General features: G+C 73.2%; 13 protein-coding genes and 1 pseudogene. 12 read left to right on the top strand and 2 right to left on the bottom strand.

Translation table 11 applies throughout. The annotated features are described in order from the left end of the window. The first annotated feature begins 109 nt into the window (after positions 1-109). The 9 genes from HEP85_RS17895 (at position 110) to HEP85_RS17855 (ending at position 10,375) form a co-directional block, all read left to right on the top strand. Positions 110-1,369, top strand: a complete 1,260-nt coding sequence (locus tag HEP85_RS17895; RefSeq protein ID WP_168533734.1) for an amidohydrolase family protein — start codon at positions 110-112, stop codon at positions 1,367-1,369. Beyond that, the gene (locus HEP85_RS17890; RefSeq protein ID WP_248001971.1) at positions 1,366-2,328 is read left to right on the top strand and encodes an LLM class F420-dependent oxidoreductase; all 963 of its coding nucleotides are present in this window, start codon (positions 1,366-1,368) and stop codon (positions 2,326-2,328) included. Before HEP85_RS17895 ends, HEP85_RS17890 begins: the two co-directional genes overlap by 4 nt. A 68-nt stretch (positions 2,329-2,396) precedes the next feature. Next, complete coding sequence (locus HEP85_RS17885) at positions 2,397-3,182, top strand: SDR family NAD(P)-dependent oxidoreductase (RefSeq protein ID WP_168528642.1); 786 nt, start codon at positions 2,397-2,399, stop codon at positions 3,180-3,182. 100 nt (positions 3,183-3,282) lie between these two features. After that, on the top strand, positions 3,283-4,401 hold the full coding sequence (locus tag HEP85_RS17880; RefSeq protein ID WP_168528641.1) for an LLM class flavin-dependent oxidoreductase: 1,119 nt from the start codon (positions 3,283-3,285) through the stop codon (positions 4,399-4,401). 12 nt (positions 4,402-4,413) lie between these two features. Further along, complete coding sequence (locus HEP85_RS17875; protein WP_168528640.1) at positions 4,414-6,144, top strand: amidohydrolase family protein; 1,731 nt, start codon at positions 4,414-4,416, stop codon at positions 6,142-6,144. After that, complete coding sequence (locus HEP85_RS17870; protein ID WP_168528639.1) at positions 6,141-7,619, top strand: aldehyde dehydrogenase family protein; 1,479 nt, start codon at positions 6,141-6,143, stop codon at positions 7,617-7,619. Before HEP85_RS17875 ends, HEP85_RS17870 begins: the two co-directional genes overlap by 4 nt. A 163-nt stretch (positions 7,620-7,782) precedes the next feature. Then, positions 7,783-8,532 carry an SDR family oxidoreductase gene (locus HEP85_RS17865; RefSeq protein WP_168528638.1) on the top strand — a complete coding sequence of 250 codons (750 nt, stop codon included), beginning with the start codon at positions 7,783-7,785 and terminating at the stop codon, positions 8,530-8,532. A gap of 56 nt (positions 8,533-8,588) precedes the next feature. Beyond that, a complete protein-coding gene (locus tag HEP85_RS17860; protein ID WP_168528637.1) occupies positions 8,589-9,566 on the top strand; it encodes an SDR family NAD(P)-dependent oxidoreductase in 978 nt (325 codons plus the stop codon). 20 nt (positions 9,567-9,586) lie between these two features. Continuing rightward, entirely contained in the window at positions 9,587-10,375 is a 789-nt protein-coding gene (locus tag HEP85_RS17855; RefSeq protein ID WP_168528636.1) for a TetR/AcrR family transcriptional regulator, read from the top strand. Positions 10,376-10,451: 76 nt separating this feature from the next. On the opposite strand, the gene HEP85_RS17850 is transcribed toward HEP85_RS17855, so the two are convergent. After that, entirely contained in the window at positions 10,452-11,969 is a 1,518-nt protein-coding gene (locus tag HEP85_RS17850; RefSeq protein WP_168528635.1) for a CehA/McbA family metallohydrolase, read from the bottom strand. Between the two features lie 311 nt (positions 11,970-12,280). On the opposite strand from HEP85_RS17850, the gene HEP85_RS17845 reads away from it, so the two are divergent. The 3 genes from HEP85_RS17845 to HEP85_RS17835 all read left to right on the top strand — a co-directional run bounded on the left by HEP85_RS17845 (position 12,281) and on the right by HEP85_RS17835 (position 18,503). Beyond that, positions 12,281-14,866 (top strand): bifunctional FO biosynthesis protein CofGH, encoded by a 2,586-nt coding sequence (locus HEP85_RS17845; protein WP_168528634.1) that lies wholly within the window; start codon positions 12,281-12,283, stop codon positions 14,864-14,866. Between the two features lie 205 nt (positions 14,867-15,071). Then, a complete protein-coding gene (locus HEP85_RS17840) occupies positions 15,072-15,644 on the top strand; it encodes a hypothetical protein (RefSeq protein ID WP_168528633.1) in 573 nt (190 codons plus the stop codon). A gap of 117 nt (positions 15,645-15,761) precedes the next feature. Next, positions 15,762-18,503 (top strand): tetratricopeptide repeat protein, encoded by a 2,742-nt coding sequence (locus HEP85_RS17835; protein ID WP_369657749.1) that lies wholly within the window; start codon positions 15,762-15,764, stop codon positions 18,501-18,503. Here HEP85_RS17835 and HEP85_RS17830 read toward each other — a convergent pair. Continuing rightward, positions 18,460-18,561 (bottom strand): annotated as a pseudogene (locus HEP85_RS17830) (hypothetical protein); the annotation flags it as partial. The gene HEP85_RS17835 and the pseudogene HEP85_RS17830 sit on opposite strands and share 44 nt — an antisense overlap. Positions 18,562-18,623 lie beyond the last annotated feature (62 nt).

The following is an 18,623-nucleotide window of genomic DNA, read 5'->3' as shown; positions in this document are numbered from 1 at the left end:
GATCACATGTCCTTCACGCCGTCTCCGCACACGTTCGCACAGAGTCGTGGGTTTCCGGGAGCGCTCCAGGGAGCTGACGGGTCGTCAGATCAGCGCTACCGTGGGCCGTATGGAGACCACCCAGACCCCTTCGACCGCCTCCGACTTTCCCAGGATCATCTCGGTGGACGACCACACCGTGGAGCCCCCGGGCGTCTGGCGGGACCGCCTCCCGTCGAGGTACCGGGACACCGGGCCCCGCATAGTCCGCGCGCCGCTGAAGGAGATGACCTTCCTCGGCGGCAGGTTCGCCCCGGTGATGGGCGGGCCGGGCGACGACGGGCCGATCGGGGACTGGTGGGTGTACGAGGACCTCCACCGGCCTCTCACCCGCCTCGACACCGCCGTCGGATACGACAGGGACGAGATACGCCTGGAGGTCATCACGTACGAGCAGATGCGGCCCGGCTCGTACGACGTCCCGCAGCGGCTCGCCGACATGGACGTCAACCACGTCCAGTCCGCGCTGTGCTTCCCCACCTTCCCGCGCTTTTGCGGGCAGACGTTCACCGAGGCCAAGGACCGTGAGCTGGGACTGCTCTCGGTGCGGGCCTACAACGACTGGATGGTGGAGGAGTGGTGCGGTCCGGCGGCCGCCGGCCGTCTCGTCCCGCTCACCCTCATCCCCCTGTGGGACCCCGCGCTCGCGGCGGACGAGGTGCGCCGCAACGCCGCCCGCGGCGTACGCGCGGTCGCCTTCTCCGAGATCCCGCCCCACCTGGGGCTGCCCTCCGTGCACACCGACGACTGGGACCCCTTCCTCGCGGCCTGCGACGAGACCGGCACGGTCATCGCCATGCACATCGGCTCCAGCAGCAGGATGCCGTCGACCTCGGCCGACGCCCCGCCGGCCGTCGGTTCCACCATCACCTTCGCCAACTGCTGCTTCTCGATGGTGGACTGGCTGATGAGCGGCAAGTTCGAGCGCTTCCCGAACCTGCGGGTGATGTACGCCGAGGGCCAGATCGGCTGGATCCCCTACATCCTCGAACGCGCCGACGTGGTCTGGGAGGAGAACCGCGGCTGGGGCGGCGTCGCCGACAAGGTCCACCGCCCGCCGTCCGAGCTCTTCGCCGGCCATGTGTACGGCTGCTTCTTCGACGACGCCTTCGGGCTCAGGAACCTCGACTCCATCGGCGTCGCGAACGTCCTGTACGAGACCGACTACCCGCACTCCGACTCGACCTGGCCGAAGTCCCGCGAGGTCGGCGAGGCCCAGATGGGCCACCTGGACCCGGACGTGGTCGAGCGGATCGTACGGGGCAACGCGATCGAACTGCTGGGGCTGACGGAGGACGGGCTGTGGGCGGGTCCGGGCGGTGCCCGTTGAGCGGGGACGGGCCCGGGGCGCACGGCGCCGCGGACCGGCCGCTGCGCTACGGCATCCAGCTCCCGGTGCAGTCGCAGAGCACCCTCTACGCCGAGGGGTGGGAGGCCGGCGCCGGTCCCGCGGAGCTCGCCGAGATCGCCCGTGCCGCCGACCGCTCCGGCTTCGCGTACGTCGCGTGCTGCGACCACGTCGCCGTCCCGCGCCGGCTCGCGGACGCCATGAGCACCGTCTGGTACGACCCGGTGGCCACGCTCGCCTTCCTGGCGGGCGTGACCGAGCGGGTACGGCTGCTCAGTCATGTCGCGGTCGTCGGGCTGCGGCACCCGCTGATCACGGCCAAGCAGTACGCCACCCTCGACCACCTCAGCGGCGGCCGGCTGATCCTCGGGGTCGGCGCGGGGCACGTGCGCGAGGAGTTCGACGCGGTGGGGGCCGACTTCCGGCACCGGGGCGCCGTGCTGGACGAGTCGATCGACGCGCTGCGGGCGGCGCTGGGGCAGGACGAGTTCCCCGAGCACCACGGGAAGCTGTACGACTTCTCGGGGCTCGGCCAGCGGCCCCGGCCGGCGCAGGCGAGGGTGCCCCTGTGGGTCGGCGGCTCCTCGCCCGCCGCCGTGCGCAGGGCCGCGCTGAAGGCGGACGGCTGGCTGCCGCAGGGCGACCCGCGGGAACGGCTGCCCGGGCAGATCGCCACGCTGAGGCGGCTGCGCGAGGAGGCGGGCGTCCGCGACCCGCTCACCGTCGGCGCCATCACCGAGCCCCTGTACGTGGGCGAGCCCGGCTGGGCGACCGGTCGCCGCACCCTCAGCGGGCCGCCCGAGGCCCTCGCCGAGTCGCTGCGGGCGTACCGCGCGATGGGGGTGGACCAGATCCAGGTGCGGTTCCGGTCGCGCGGGAGCGGTGAACTCGTCGACCAGATGGCCGCGTTCGGCGCCGGCGTGGCGCCCCTTCTCGGCTGAACGGCCGGGGCTGCCCCTCCGGTCGGGCGGGCGGCGCGGATTGTCGGACACGACCCAGGGAGACGGACATGGGCAAACTGGACGGACGCGTCGTCCTCATCACCGGTGCGGCGCGCGGGCAGGGCGAGCAGGAGGCGCGGCTCTTCGCGCGGGAGGGCGCCGCGGTCGTCGTCGCGGACGTGCTCGACGACCAGGGGGAGGCGCTGGCCAAGGAGATCGGCGCGCGCTATGTCCACCTCGACGTGCGCGAGGAGGACGACTGGCGTGCGGCGGTCGCCCGCGCCAAGGAGGCGTACGGGCGGATCGACGGGCTGGTCAACAACGCCGGCATCCTGCGCTTCAACGAGCTGGTCGACACCCCGCTGGAAGAGTTCCAGCAGGTCGTGCAGGTCAACCAGGTGGGGGTCTTCCTCGGGATCAGGACCGTCGCGCCGGAGATCGCGCGCGCGGGCGGCGGCACGATCGTCAACACCGCCTCCTACGCGGGCCTCACCGGGATGGCGTGCGTGGGCGCCTACGCCGCGACCAAGCACGCCATCGTGGGTCTGACGCGGGTGGCCGCCCTGGAGCTGGCGGCCAAGAGGATCCGGGTCAACGCGGTCTGCCCGGGTGCCATCGACACGGCGATGAGCAACCCCGCCCAGCTCGACCCGGACGCCGACCCCGCCGTCAGCGCGGCGACCTCCCGGGCGCTGGACGAGCTGTACCGCAAACTCGTGCCGCTCGGCCGGATCGGGCGGCCGGAGGAGGTGGCCCGCCTCGCCCTCTTCCTCACCGGCGAGGACTCCTCGTACATCACGGGCCAGCCGTTCGTGATCGACGGCGGCTGGCTGGCGGGCGTCAGCATCATCTGACGGGCCGTCAGCTATTGACGCCTCGGGGACCCGGTGCGACAGTCGGCGGACAATAGATCTGACGGAATGTCAGATACGGATGTGGGGACGGTGAACCTCCTTGGAATTCGGGCTCTTCGTACAGGGATACGTGGGCAAGCGCGCCGAGACCGACCCGCTCGCGGAGCACAAGGCGCTGATGGAGGAGACCGAGTACGTCATCCAGGCGGACAAGTCCGGCTTCAAGTACGCCTGGGCGTCCGAGCACCACTTCCTGGAGGAGTACTCGCACCTCTCGGCCAACGACGTCTACCTCGGCTACCTGGCGCACGCCACCGAGCGGATCCACCTCGGGTCGGGCATCTTCAACCCGCTCGCCCAGGTCAACCACCCGGTGAAGGTCGCCGAGAAGGTCGCCATGCTCGACCACCTCACCGGCAACCGCTTCGAGTTCGGCAGCGGCCGGGGCGCCGGGAGCCACGAGATCCTCGGCTTCATCCCCGGCGTCACCGACATGAACTACACCAAGGAGATCTGGGAGGAGACCATCGCCGAGTTCCCGAAGATGTGGCTCCAGGACGAGTACCCCGGATTCCAGGGCAAGCACTGGCAGCTCCCGCCGCGCAAGATCCTGCCCAAGCCGTACGGGAAGTCGCACCCCGCCATGTGGTACGCCGCCGGCTCGCCGCCCTCGTACGCGATGGCCGCCCGCAAGGGGCTCGGCGTGCTCGGCTTCAGCGTGCAGAAGGTCTCCGACATGGAATGGGTCCTGGAGCAGTACAAGACGGCCGTCGTCGAGGCGGAACCCGTCGGGGACTTCGTCAACGACAACGTGATGGTGACGACCACCGCGATCTGCGCGCCGACGCACGACGAGGCCATCCGGATCGCGGTCAGCGGCGGCCTGCACTACCTGCCCTCCCTCGTCTTCCGCTACCACGACACCTTCCCGCGCCCCGAGGGCTTCCCCGTCTGGCCCGAGACCCTCCCCGAGTACAACGAGGAGTTCATCGAGCTGCTCATCGCCGAGGAACTGCTGATCTGCGGCGACCCGGACGAGGTCCTCACCCAGTGCAAGCGGTGGGAGCAGGCGGGCGCCGACCAGCTCTCCTTCGGCCTGCCGGTCGGGGTCTCGCGCGAGTACACGCTCCAGACCATCGAGCTGATCGGCCGGCACGTGATTCCGAAGATCGACACGGACCCGGTGCACCGGACCACCCGGTTCCGCCAGGCTTCCTGAAGGGGGTCGGCCATGCTCGACCACGTCATCAGGGACGCGACCGTCGTGGACGGCACGGGCGCGCCCGGCCGCCGGGCCGACGTCGGCATCCGGGACGGCCGGATCGCCGTGATCGGCACGGTGAGCGAGCCGTCGCGGACGAGCGAGGACGCCACGGGTCTCGTCCTCGCCCCCGGCTTCGTCGACCCGCACACGCACTACGACGCCCAGCTCTTCTGGGACCCGTACGCGACCCCGTCCCTGAACCACGGCGTCACCACGGTCGCGGGCGGCAACTGCGGCTTCACGCTCGCCCCGCTCAACCCCGAACGGCCCGAGGACGCCGACTACACACGGCGGATGATGTCCAGGGTCGAGGGCATGTCCCTGGTCGCCCTGGAGGAGGGCGCGCCCTGGAACTGGCACACCTTCGGCGAGTACCTGGACGCCCTGGAGGGGCGGATCGCCGTCAACGCCGGTTTCATGGTGGGCCACTGCGCGCTGCGCCGGTACGTGATGGGCGCGGACGCGGTGGGCGGGAAGCCGACCGGGGAGCAACTCGCGCGGATGCTCACGCTGTTCCACGAGGCGATGGACGGCGGCGCCTGGGGCCTGTCCACCACCCAGTCCTCCACCCACTCCGACGGCGACGGGCGGCCGGTCGCCTCACGGCACGCGGGACCCGACGAACTGCTGGCGCTCAGCCGGGCGGTGGGGGAGCACGAGGGTACCCAGATCGAGGCGATCGTGGCCGGATGCCTCGACCAGTTCAGCGACGCGGAGATCGACCTCTTCGCCGAGATGAGCGCGGCGGCCGGCCGTCCCCTGAACTGGAACGTGCTGACGATCGACGCCGCCGTGCCGGAACGGGTGCCTAGACAACTGCTGGCGAGCGAACGGGCACGGAAGGCGGGCGGCCGGGTGGTGGCCCTCACCATGCCGATCCTCACCCCCATGAACATGTCGCTGGGCACCTTCTGCGCGCTGAACCTGATCCCCGGCTGGGGACCGGTCCTCGCGCTGCCCGTGCCGGAGCGCATCGCGCGGCTGCGCGACGCGGACGTACGGGCCGAGATGCTGCGCCGGGCCGGCTCGAAGGAGGCCGGTGTCTTCCGGCGGCTCGCGCACTTCGGGCGGTACGTCATCGGCGACACCTACAGCGCGGCCAACGAGGGGCTCACCGGACGGGTGGTCGGGGACATCGCGGCCGAGCGCGGCCAGGAGCCCTTCGAGTGCCTGGTCGAGATCTGCGCCGCCGACGAGCTGCGGACCGTGCTGTGGCCCATGCCCTCCGACAACGATCCCGACTCCTGGTCGCTGCGCGCCGAGACCTGGCAGCACCCGGACGTGCTGCTCGGCGGCTCGGACGCGGGCGCCCATCTGGACCGCATGTGCGGGGCCCCGTACACGACCCGGTTCCTCGGGGACTGTCTGCGCGGGCGGAAGCTGGTGACGCTGGAGCGGGCCGTGCGGATGCTCACGGACGACCCGGCGCGCCTCTTCGGGCTGCGCGGACGCGGGCGGGTCGCGGAGGGCTTCCACGCGGACCTCGTGCTCTTCGACCCCGAGCGGATCGACGCGGGCAAGGCCACCCTGGTGCACGACCTGCCGGGCGACAGCCCGCGGCTGGACTCGAAGGCGATCGGCGTGCGGGCGGTGTGGGTCAACGGGGTCGAGGTGATCCGCGACGACACGGTGACCGGCGCCGTCCCCGGGAAGGTGCTCCGCTCCGGGCGGGACACGAGGACGGTGAGCACACGGTGAGCGGTGCCATCGGCAGCGGTCCGGCGGCCGAGGGGCAGCGGCTGTTCATCGGCGGCTCGTGGGTCGCGCCCGACGACGGGCACTACGCGGTGACCGACCCGGCGACCGAGGGGCTCGTCGGGTGGGCGCCGGAGGCCTCCCGGGACCAGGTGCGGGCGGCGGCGGCCGCCGCCCGCGAGGCCTTCGGGCCCTGGTCCCGGACGCCCCCGCAGGAGCGCGCCGCGGTGCTCGGCCGGGCGGCCGACGTCATCCAGCGCCGTTTCCTCCCGTACGCCGAACTCGCCGCGGCCGAGAGCGGTGCCACGACGGCGACCGCGCGCGGGATGCAGGTGGGAGTGGGCGCCGCCCGCTTCCGGCGCTACGCCCGGGTCGAGCCCGCCGAGCAGCCGCTGCCGCCGCAGATCAACGAGGCGGGGCCGTTCGGGCGGGCGGCCGTGATGGGCGCCCTGGCCGTGCGCCAGCCCGTCGGCGTGGTCACCTGCATCACCTCGTACAACAACCCCTGGGCCAATCCGGCGGGCAAGATCGCCCCCGCGCTCGCCATGGGGAACACGGTGGTCGTGAAGCCCGCCCCGCAGGATCCGCTGTCCGTGTACCGGATGGCGGAGGCGCTGGAGGAGGCGGGCGTGCCACCGGGTGTCCTCAACGTGGTGAGCGGTTCGCGGGCGGAGGCCGGGGAGGCCGCCGTGGACTGCGAGGACGTGGACATGGTCAGTTTCACCGGCTCGACCGCCGTCGGCCGGCGTATCGCCGAGGTGTGCGGACGCGGGATGAAGCGGCAGCTGATGGAACTGGGCGGGAAGGGTGCGGCGGTCGTCTTCGACGACGCCGACCTGGATTCGGCGGTGTCCGGGATCGGCACCACCTACTCGTTCTACAGCGGACAGATCTGTACGGCCCCCACCCGGGTGCTCGCGCAGCGCGGTGTGTACGACCGGCTGGTCGGTGAACTCGCCGCGTTCGCGGGCCGGTTGACGGTCGGGGATCCGCGGGAGCCGGGGACGGTGGTCGGGCCGGTCATCTCGGCGGCCCACCGGGACCGGGTCGAGGCGTACGTCGAACTCGGCCGGAAGGAGGGCGCGCGGGTGGTCGCGGGGGGCGAACGGCCGCCGTGCGACCGGGGTTTCTACGTCGCCCCCACGCTGCTCGCGGACTGCACCGCGGACATGCGGGTGGTGCGCGAGGAGATCTTCGGGCCCGTCGTCGTGGTCGTGCCCTTCGACGACGAGGAGGAGGGGATCGCGCTCGCCAACGACAGCGACTACGGGCTGATCGACTACGTCTGGTCGGGCGACGTGGCCCGCGCCTTCCGGGTCGCCCGGCGGCTCAGGGCGGGCGGGGTCGGGATCAACACCGTCGGCCGCAACATGGAGGCGCCCTTCGGCGGGTTCAAGAAGAGCGGTGTCGGGCGGGACGTGGGCTCCTACGCCCTGCACGCCTACAGCGAGGTGCAGGCCCTCGTGTGGCCTGGGTGACCCTCGTGCGGCGGAGGTGGCGGCCGGGCTCCGTGACCCCGCTCCGTAACCCTGCTCCGTAACGCCGCTACCCCGGAAAGGTAGCGTTGCTATCGAATAAGTGTTAGCGTTGCTCTCGTCGGGTTGCGAACACCGCCACCCCCGAAGGTCGAGGAGCAACGTCATGACCGAACGGACCGGCACCTCCCCGCGCGTCGCGGTCGTCACCGGCGGATCGCGTGGGATCGGCCGCGAGACCGCCGAACGGCTGGCCGCCGACGGATACACCGTCGTGGTCAACTACGCGGGCAACGAGGCGGAGGCCGGCAAGGCTGTCGCCGCGATCACCGACGCGGGCGGCGAGGCCCTCGCCCTGCGCGCGGACGTCGCCGACGAGACCGCGATGGCGGCCCTCTTCGACGCGGTGGAGGCACGCTTCGGCGGTGTCGACGTCGTCGTCCACGCCGCCGGGATCATGACCCTGGCCCCGCTGGCCGACCTCGACCTCGACGACCTGGACCGGATGCACCGCACCAACGTCCGCGGCACGTTCGTCGTCGGACAGCAGGCGGTGCGCCGGCTGCGTACGGGCGGCGCCCTCATCAACTTCTCCAGCTCCGTGCTGGCGCTGGCCATCCCCGGGTACAGCGGTTACGCCGCCACCAAGGGCGCCGTCGAGGCCATGACCCTGATCGTCGCCCGCGAGATGCGCGGCCGGGACGTCACCGTCAACGTGGTGGCCCCCGGCCCCACCGCCACCGCGCTGTACCTGGACGGCAAGGACGAGGAGACCATCGCTCGGGCGGCCGCCCAGCCCCCGCTGGAGCGCCTCGGCACCCCCCAGGACATCGCCGGGGTCGTGTCCTTCCTCGCGGGCCCGGACGGCCGCTGGGTCAACGGACAGGTGCTCCGCGCCAACGGCGGCATCATCTGATCCCCCTCGGCCCACCCCGTCCGACCCACCCCCCTCGACTTCGAAGGAGTTGCGCCATGGACGCCGATCCGCGTTCCGTCCCCGCCCCCCGCAGGACGATCCTCATCACCGGCGCCGGTTCGGGCTTCGGCGCACTGTCCGCCCGCGCCCTCGCCCGCGCCGGTCACACGGTGTACGCGGCGATGCGCGACACCGCCGGCCGCAACGCCGTGCGGGTCGCCGTCGCCGAGGAGTACGCCGCCGCGCACGGGGTGGACCTCCGTACGGTCGAACTCGACGTCCTCTCCCAGGAGTCGGCCGACGCGGCGATCGCCGAGGTGCTGGCGCGGACCGGCACCCTGGACGTGCTGGTGCACAACGCCGGGCACATGGTGACCGGACCGGCGGAGGCCTTCACGCCCGAAGAACTGGCGGCGGTCTACGACACGAACGTGCTCGGCACCCAGCGGGTCAACCGGGCCGCGCTGCCGCACCTGCGCGCCCAGGGGCACGGCCTGCTGGTGTGGGTCGGCTCGACCTCCTCGCGCGGCGGCACCCCGCCCTACCTGGCGCCGTACTTCGCCGCCAAGGCCGCGATGGACGCGCTCGCCGTGTCGTACGCCGCCGAACTGGCCCGCTTCGGCATCGAGACCAGCATCGTGGTGCCGGGCGCCTTCACCTCCGGCACCGACCACTTCGCGAACGGCGGCCATCCGGCCGGGGCCACGGTGATCCGGGCGTACGAGGAGCACTACGCGGGTCTGACGGACCAGGTCGCCCGGCGCCTCGCGGCCCTCGCGCCCGCCGGCGCGGACGCGTCCCTCGTCGCCGACGCCGTCGTCGAGGTCGTCGGCGCCCCGGACGGCAAGCGGCCCTTCCGGGTGCACGTGGACCCCGCCGACGACGGCTCGGAGGAGGTCAGCCGGGTCGCGGACCGCGTCCGGGCCGAGTTCCTGACCCGGATCGGCCTGGAGGACCTGCTGACGCCGCGCCCGGTCCCGCGTCCGGCCACGGGCCCGGCCCCGCGTCCGGCCCTGCGCGAGGTGGCCGCGTGACCTCCGCTACCGTCGGCCCCGTGAGTACGAAGGCGCGGATCCTCGAGGTGGCGGCCGCCCTGGTCGCCCAGTCCCCGGACGGTGACGTCTCGACCCGGGCGGTGTGCGAGGCCGCCGGGGTCGGCGCCCCGGCGCTCTACCGCCACTTCGGGGACAAGGAGGGACTGCTGTCGGCCGTCGTCGACCACGGCTTCGACCAGTACCTGGCGGCCAAGCGCGAGCGCACCCCCGGCACGGACCCGGTGCGGGACCTGCGCGACGGCTGGGACACCCACACGGACTTCGCCCTGCGCAACCCCAACCTCTACCGGCTCATGAACTCACCGGCGATGCGCACCCCGCCCGCCGCGGCCCTGGAGTCCCACCGCATCCTCACCGAGGACCTCCGGCGGGCGGCCGAGCAGGGGAAACTGCGCCTGGCCCCCGAACTGGCCGCACAGATGATCATGTCCGCCAACGTGGGTGTCTGCCTGATGCTGGTCTCCCGCCCGGCCACCTTCGACGACAGGACCCTGTCGCGCCGGGTACGGGACGCCGTGCACACCGCGGTCTTCGTACCGGAGGTGATGGCGGACACCGCCCCCGGCACCGGGACGGCAGGCAGCGGGAGTGCCGGTACCGCGACGTCCGGCGCCGCGACGTCCGGCAAGTCGACGGCCGGTACCGGCGAGGCACCGGTCCCCGCCACCGCCACCCGCCTCGGCGCGCTCCTCCGGCAGACCCCCAGCCCGGCCTTCACCCCCGCCGAGTCCGCCCTGCTGGGGGAGTGGCTCGACCGGCTCTCCAACACGGCGCCGGAACAGCGGTAGCGACGCTGCTCAGAGCCCGGGGCCGGCGGTCCTCCTGGTCGTCCGGCGGCCCTGGGCCAGGTGTGAGGCGCGCTGGTCAGGTGCCCAGGAAGATGGGGTTGGTGAACGCGGCCAACGCGCCCGGGACCGGACCCGCCGCCGTCTCGTGCCGCAGTTCGGCCCGTACGTAGGCCGCGTACTGCGCGGTCGTCCGCCACTCCACCGTGCCCGAGCCGGAGACCGGCAGGACGTCACTGGTGAACAGGACCCCCTCGTCGGTGACGAAGCGGGCCGTGCAGCGCGGGGCGCCGGTGACCTCCAGGCGGACCGTGACCGGAGCGTCCGCCGCCGCCTTCAACCGGCCGCCGATACCCGCGTGTTCACCGCTCGGGCCGGACACGGTGAACGCCAGCACCACCGACTTGGACTCCGCCACGTACGAGCGGCCCGCGCGGATGCCCTCCTGGACGGCCTCCCGGGTCAGGTCGTCGGCGAGGACGACCGTCTGGGGTGTGCCGACCGCGTCCGGGTCGCGATGGGCGTCGCTGTTGCCCATCGCCGGGAGCCAGGCCCGCGACTCCGAACGGACGGACGCGACCAGCGTGTTGTCCCATTCCGCGAGGGCCACCTCGTCGTCCGGCGTGTACGGGCCGTTCCACACCTCGACCGCGTCCGCCTCCCCGAACCCGAACTTCCAGCCGCAGCCGATGCAGGTGGCGTGCGGATGCGCCGGGACGACCAGGCCGCCCGCGCGGCGGATCCGGCGCGCGAAACGGCCGAACCGGTTGTCGCGGGCGCGGTAGCGCCAGTCGACGAACGTGCCCGGGTCCGTGCCGAGCGCCACCACATGGCCGTTGCGCGTGGTGACCTCCTCACCGAGCATGATCAGCAGGTCGTCGCCCGCCTGGTCCGCCCAGTGCGGATGCGAGGAGTGCGTGTTGTGGTCCGAGCTGTTGATGAAGTCCAGGCCCGCCGCCCGGGCCAGTGCCGCGATCTCCGCCGGGGTGCGGCGGCCGTCCGAGTACCAGGAGTGCAGATGACAGTCGCCCCGGTACCAGGCACGCCCGCGGCCCTTCGCACGTGACGGGGGGTACACCGGGGCCGGCGTCGCGGCCTGCTCCCCGTACGTGAGCGTGAGGGTGACCTCGTACGACAGGCCCTGCGGTGCCACCGTGTACGGGCCGAGCGCGAGGTGCCAGGTGCCGGGGCGGATCCGGCCGGGGACGTATCCCGGGGTCGCGTCGTCCGCCCGGACGAAGAACTCCGTACGCGCCCCGCCCGACCAGCCGCGGAAGCCCTCGCCGCCCAGTTCCGTACCGCGCTCGTCGAAGAGGCCGATGTCGAGCGCGTTGCCCGCCGTGCCCGCCGGGACCGACGGCCTCTCATAGGCGTACGCGACATGGATCTCCCGCACCCCGGGCGGGATCTCGACCGGGAGGTACACGAAGTCCGGCGCACCGACGGGCAGGGTGCCCGACACCGTCCGGGTCTCGGTACGGCCGGCCGCTCCGGCCCCGCTCGCGAAGGTCACGCCTCCCAACGTAAGCGCCGCGGCCGCTCCCGTCACGAACAGCGCGCGCCTGGCCATGCCGTTGTCCCGCTCGTCCTCGCACATGCTGCCGCTCCCAGGGTGTCGTCGCTGACATGGGTGGTGCAGGGGTGGTGCGGGCGTATCCCGTACAACCCTCGTAGTCGGCAGTGAACGGTGGTGCAAGGGAAGGGGATCGACAGCTTTCGGCGAAGCGGCGCGCGAACCGGGAACCCGACAGGCGGCGGTGAACCGCGAACCGGGAACCGTCCGGTGGCCGGGAACCGCGGACCGGGAACCGTCCGGTGGCCGGTGGCCGCCCCCGTACCGGCCCGCCCGGCCGGAGGAATCCGCCCGCGCCCTCCAGTGCCTGATCACGGCGATCGTATGCTCGAAGGATGACGACTTCCGCGACTCCCGGGACCGGGCCGACGGCGAACTCCATGCGGCGGGCGCTCAGGCGCGCGCGGGACGGCGTCGCGCTCGACGTCACCGAGGCGGCCGTACTGCTCCAGGCGCGCGGCGAGGATCTCGACGACCTCGCCGCGTCCGCCGCGCGGGTGCGTGACGCGGGCCTCGACGCCGCGGGCCGCCCCGGCGTCATCACGTACTCCAAGAGCGTGTTCGTCCCGCTCACCCGGCTGTGCCGGGACAAGTGCCACTACTGCACCTTCGTGACCGTCCCGGGCAAGCTGCGCCGGGCCGGGCACGGGATGTTCATGTCCCCGGACGAGGTCCTCGACATCGCCCGGCGCGGTGCCGAACTCGGCTGCAAGGAAGCCCTCATCACCCTCGGCGACAAGCCCGAGGACCGCTGGCCCGAGGCGCGGGAGTGGCTGGACGCGCACGGGTACGACGACACGATCGCCTATGTGCGGGCCATCTCCATCCGCATCCTGGAGGAGACGGGACTGCTCCCGCACCTCAACCCGGGCGTCATGTCCTGGACCGACTTCCAGCGGCTCAAGCCCGTCGCACCCAGCATGGGCATGATGCTGGAGACGACGGCCACCCGGCTGTGGAGCGAGCCCGGCGGACCTCACCACGGCTCCCCGGACAAGGAACCCGCCGTACGGCTGCGGGTCCTGGAGGACGCGGGCCGCTCCTCGGTCCCCTTCACCAGCGGGCTGCTGATCGGCATCGGCGAGACGTACGAGGAGCGCGCCGATTCCCTCTTCGCGCTCCGCCGCGTCTCCCGCGCCTACCACGGCATCCAGGAACTCATCATCCAGAACTTCCGCGCCAAGCCGGACACCGCGATGCGCGGGATGCCGGACGCGGAACTGGACGAGCTGGTCGCCACGGTCGCCGTGGCCCGGCACATCATGGGACCGGCGGCCTGCCTCCAGGCACCGCCCAACCTGGTGGACTCCGAGTACGGGCGGCTGATCGGCGCGGGGATCGACGACTGGGGCGGGGTGTCCCCGCTGACCATCGACCACGTCAACCCCGAGCGGCCGTGGCCGCGGATCGACCAGCTGGCCGAGCAGTCCCGCGCGGCCGGCTTCGAACTGCGCGAACGGCTCTGCGTCTACCCGGAGTTCGTGCAGCGCGGCGAGCCCTGGCTGGACCCGCGGCTGCTGCCGCACGTACGGGCCCTGGCGGACCCTCGGACGGGCCTGGCCCTGCCGGACGCCGTCGTCGAGGGGCACCCCTGGCAGGAGCCCGAGGAGGCGTTCACGGCGTCGGGGCGTACGGACCTGCACGCGTCGATCGACACCGAGGGCCGCACCGGCGACCGCCGCGAGGACTTCGACCTCGTCTACGGCGACTGGGAGGCGCTGCGGGAGGCGGCGGCCCCCGGCATGGTGCCGTCCCGCATCGACACCGACGTCCGGGCCGCGCTGGCGACGGCCGCCGACGACCCGACGCGGCTGACGGACGACGAGGCGCTCGCGCTGCTGCACGCGGACGGGCCGGCGCTGGACGCCCTGTGCCGCATCGCCGACGACGTCCGCAGGTCCGCCGTCGGCGACGACGTCACGTACATCGTCACCAGGAACATCAACTTCACCAACGTCTGCTACACCGGCTGCCGCTTCTGCGCCTTCGCCCAGCGCCGTACGGACGCCGACGCCTACACCCTGTCCCTGGACCAGGTGGCCGACCGCGCCGCCCAGGCCTGGGACGTCGGGGCGGTCGAGGTCTGCATGCAGGGCGGCATCCATCCCGACCTGCCCGGCACCGCGTACTTCGACATCGCGAAGGCGGTCAAGGAGCGGGTCCCCGGCATGCATGTGCACGCCTTCTCGCCCATGGAGGTGGTGAACGGCGCGACCCGCACCGGGATGTCGGTGCGCGAATGGCTGACCGCGGCCAAGGAGGCGGGCCTCGACACCATCCCCGGCACCGCCGCGGAGATCCTGGACGACGAGGTCCGCTGGATCCTGACCAAGGGGAAGCTGCCCGCGGCGACCTGGATCGAGGTCGTCACGACCGCGCACGAGCTGGGCATCCGCTCGTCCTCGACGATGATGTACGGCCATGTGGACCAGCCCCGGCACTGGCTCGGCCACTTCCGCACCCTGTCCCGCATCCAGCAGCGGACCGGCGGCTTCACGGAGTTCGTGACGCTCCCCTTCATCCACACCAACGCGCCGGTGTACCTGGCGGGCATCTCCCGGCCGGGCCCGACCGTCCGCGACAACCGCGCGGTGACCGCCATGGCCCGCCTCCTGCTCCACCCGCACATCCCCAACATCCAGACCAGCTGGGTGAAGCTGGGCGCCGAGGGCGCGGCGGAGATGCTCCGCTCCGGCGCCAACGACCTGGGCGGCACGCTGATGGAGGAGACCATCTCCCGGATGGCGGGCTCCTCGTACGGCTCCTACAAGTCCGTCAAGGACCTCGTCGCGGTCGCGGAGGCGGCGGGGCGCCCGGCGAAGCCGCGGACGACCCTGTACGGCGAGGTGCCCGAGGAGCGGCAGCGCGCGGCGGCGGCGTCGGACGGCCACCTGCCGGAACTGCTTCCCGTGCTGGAGTGAGGGACCCGGCGGTGGCGGTGAGCGGCCCCCGGGACCGGTGTACCGGGGTCGGGCCTCCGGGGGCCGGGACTTCCGGGGGCCGGGGCTTCCGGGGTCGGCGTCCGGGGTCGGCGTTCGAGGTCCACGTCTCGCAGTACGATGATCCGACCCTCGGCCGAGGGTCGGAAGCTTCGTCAGCCGGAAGCTTCATGAGCTGAGGAGTTGCGTGTCCGTGCCTGCCCGACGGCTTCCCTCCTGGGTCTGGGTCACCGGTCTGACCGCGGCGGCGCTCGTCGGCGTCACGGCCCTGGCCGCGCAGGCCGACCAGGGGGCACACCCGCTCGCCGCCGCGCGGAAGGCGAAGCCCTCGGCGTCGGCGAGCCCGCACCCCTCCGCCTCGCCCAGGAAGAGCGCACCGGTCGCGGTCCCCGACGGCTCGGGCACCGGACGCCGCATCGTCTACTCCCTCGGCCTGCGCCGGGTATGGCTCGTCGACGCGGCCGGCGCCGCCCGCCGCAGCTTCACGGTGTGGCCGGGCACGGTGAGCCCCGCGCCGGGCCGGTACGCGGTGTCGTCCACCGTCGCCTCGACCACGGGCACCGACGGGACGAAGGTCGAGAACATCGTCTACTTCACCGTGCGGTCGGGCGTCTTCATCGCGTTCTCCAACGCCCAGGACGGCTCCTCGCCCAAGCCCTCGGCCGGGGCACGGACCGGGGCGATCCGGATGCACAGCGCCGACGGCGACGCGGTCTGGCAGTTCGGCACCAAGGGGACGGCCGTCTCGGTGGTCGAGTGACGGCGTCGCCCGTCAAGGCCGGACCCACGTCGATCCCGACGGCTTGCGCCAGACTGGAGCCCGGTCCGAGCGGGCGGTGACGGGGGGAACGGGCGGATGGTGCGGGGGCGGCCGTCGATGCAGGAGCTGATCCGGCAGCGCAGACGGCAGGGGTTCGTGGGGCGCGGTGCCGAACGGGCCGCGTTCCGGGAGAACCTCGAGCTGTCGCCGGAGGACGAGCGGCACCGGTTCCTGTTCCATGTGCACGGGAACGCCGGGGTCGGGAAGACCTTTCTGGTCCGGGAGCTGGAACAGCTCGCCCGGGAACGCGGGGCGCTGACCGCGTACGTCGACGAGGGCGCGGGCAGCGTGCCCGAGGCGATGGCGGCGGTCAGCGAGCGCTTCGCCCGGCAGGGGCACCGGTTCAAGGACCTCGACCGGCTGCTGGCCACCCATCGGGAGCGCCGTCTGGAAGCCGAGGCGGCAGCGCTGGAGACGCCCGAACCCCCGGCGTCCCCGCCGTCGCCCGCGAGTCTGGCCGCCGCCCGCGCGAGCCTCGTCGGGCTCGGCCTGCTGCCCGGTGTCGGCGCCTTCGCGGGAGCCCTCGACCCGAACCAACTCGCCCACGGAGCGGACTGGTTGAGGGCCGGGATCGGCGCCCGGCTGCGCAACCAGGAGGACGTACGGCTGGTCCAGTCACCGGAGCGGGTCCTCACCCCGGTCCTGCTCGACGAGCTGGCGTCCGTCGCGGCCGACGCCCCCTGGCTCGTCCTGCTCTTCGACACCTACGAGCGGACCGCGCCCTTCCTCGACGGCTGGCTGCACGAGGTGATGACGACCGACCGGCACGGCGCCCTGCCGGCGAACGTCGTGGTCGTCACCGCCGGACAGCGCCCCTTCGACACCGCCCGCTGGGGCGGCTTCGCCGACTTCGTGGCCGACGTACCGCTGGGGCCCTTCACGGAGGCCGAGGCGCGGTCCCTGCTCGCGGACAGGGGAGTGGTGGCCGAACCGGTCGTCGAGGAGGTGCTGCGGCTCACCGGCGGACTGCCGGTGCTGGTGTCCACCCTGGCCGCCGGACGGCCCACCGGGCCCGACGACGTGGGCGACCCCAGCGCGACGGCCGTGGAGCGCTTCCTGAAGTGGGAACAGGACCCCGTCCGCCGCGCCGCAGCCCTGGCCTGCGCCCTGCCGAGGAGGCTGGACGCCGATGTCTTCCGGGCCGCCGCGCACTGCCCCGAGGACGAGGCCGACGCGCTGTTCGGCTGGCTGCGCGGCCTCCCCTTCGTCAGCGACCGCGGGGACCGCGTCCAGTACCACGACGTCGTACGGGCCCCGATGCTGCGCCTGCAACGGCTGCGCTCGCCACGAGGGTGGGCGCGGCGGCACGCCCTGCTCGCGGAGACCTTCGGCCGGTGGCGGGCCGAGGCCGAGGCCGAGGACGACCGGGGCACCGGGGAGCTGTGGGCGGACGAGGGCTGGCGCGAGCTGCGGCTCGCGGAGACCTACCACCTGCTGTGCGCGAACGCCCGGACCGCGCTGCCCGCCGCGCTGCGGGACTTCGTGGACGCCTGCGACGGCGGTGACGTCTCCGCCAGGCGCTGGGCACGCGTCCTGGCGGAGGCGGGCGAGGACGCGGACGCGGAGCCCGTACGGACGTGGGGGCGGGCCCTGTCGGAGGCGTTCGCCGACGGCGGGGTGCCCGCCGCGCTCGGGGTGCTGCTGGACCGCGGCGGACTGGACGAACGCCGGCAGGCGCTCGCCCGGGTGGTCCGGGGCAGCGCGCTGCGGCACGACGGCGCGTACGAGGAGGCGCTGGCCGAGTACGACCGGGCCATCGCCCTCGATCCCGGTCTCGCGCGCGCCTATCGCGGCAGAGCCCTCGGCCGCAACGGCCTGGGCGACCACGAGAACGGCATCACCGACCTGGACCGGGCCGCCGCGCTCGCCCCGGACGACGCCGAGACCATCTCCGTACGCGGTGAGTACCACCGCATCCTCGGCCACGACGCCGACGCGATCGGTGATCTGGACCGGGCGATCGCACTCGACCCCTCGTACCACTTCGCCTGGGCGTCGAGGGGAGCGACCCGGCAGCGGCTCGGACAGCTCGCCGAGGCCCTCGCGGATCTGAACCGCGCGCTGGAACTCAAGCCCGACTACCCCTGGGCGCTGGGGCGCAGGGCCCGGGTGTGGCGGGGGCTGGGCGAGCCGGCCCGGCAACTGGCCGACCTCGACCGGGGCCTGCGCCTGCTGCCCGACTGGGGCTGGGGGCTGTGCGAGCGCGGCGACGCGCTCCGCTCGGCGGGCCGGCACGAGGAGGCGCTGGCCGACTACGACCGGGCCATCGACATCGACGGCGCGTACGCGTCGGCGTACGCGAGCCGGGGCGTCTGTCACGCCGGCCTCGGCCGGCCGGCCGAGGCACTCGCGGACCTGGACCGGGCCATCGCCCTGGTGCCGGAGTACCCCTGGGCACTGCGCCACCGGGCGGAGCTCCGTCTCGGGCTGGGCGATCTTGCCGCGGCCCTGTCCGACGCCGACCGGGCGAAGGCGCTGCGGCCCGACGAGGTACCGGTGCTGCTGTGCCGCGCCCGCGCCCTGATCGCCCTGCGACGCCACGACGAGGCCCGCCTCGACCTGGACCACGCGCTCGGGCCCCACGCCGGGGGCCCGCCGAACGGACCGGACCTCGACGACCTGTCCCGCGTGCTGGACGACCTGCTGCACGCGCCCGGCGCCGACCGTGACCGCCTCGCTCCGCTCGTCGAACGCGTCACCGCGGCGCGGGCGGCCGGGTCCGCCCCGCGCCCCGAAGGACCGCGCCCCGAAGGACCGCGCCCCGAAGGACCGCGCCCCGAAGGACCACGCCCCGAATGATCCGGGAGAAGCCGACCGAACGGTGTTCATAAGCGATCACTTGGCTTTCTCGGGTCACACTTCACATACCGTTCCGCGCCCTGAACGGACCGTTCACCGTCGATTACAGTGCTGAGCTGT

It is taken from the genome of Streptomyces sp. RPA4-2 (genome assembly GCF_012273515.2).
GTDB classification, from domain to species: Bacteria; Actinomycetota; Actinomycetes; order Streptomycetales; family Streptomycetaceae; genus Streptomyces; species Streptomyces kaempferi.
Note: the sequence above shows the minus strand (reverse complement) of the source record. Positions and strands in the feature narration are given on the sequence as shown.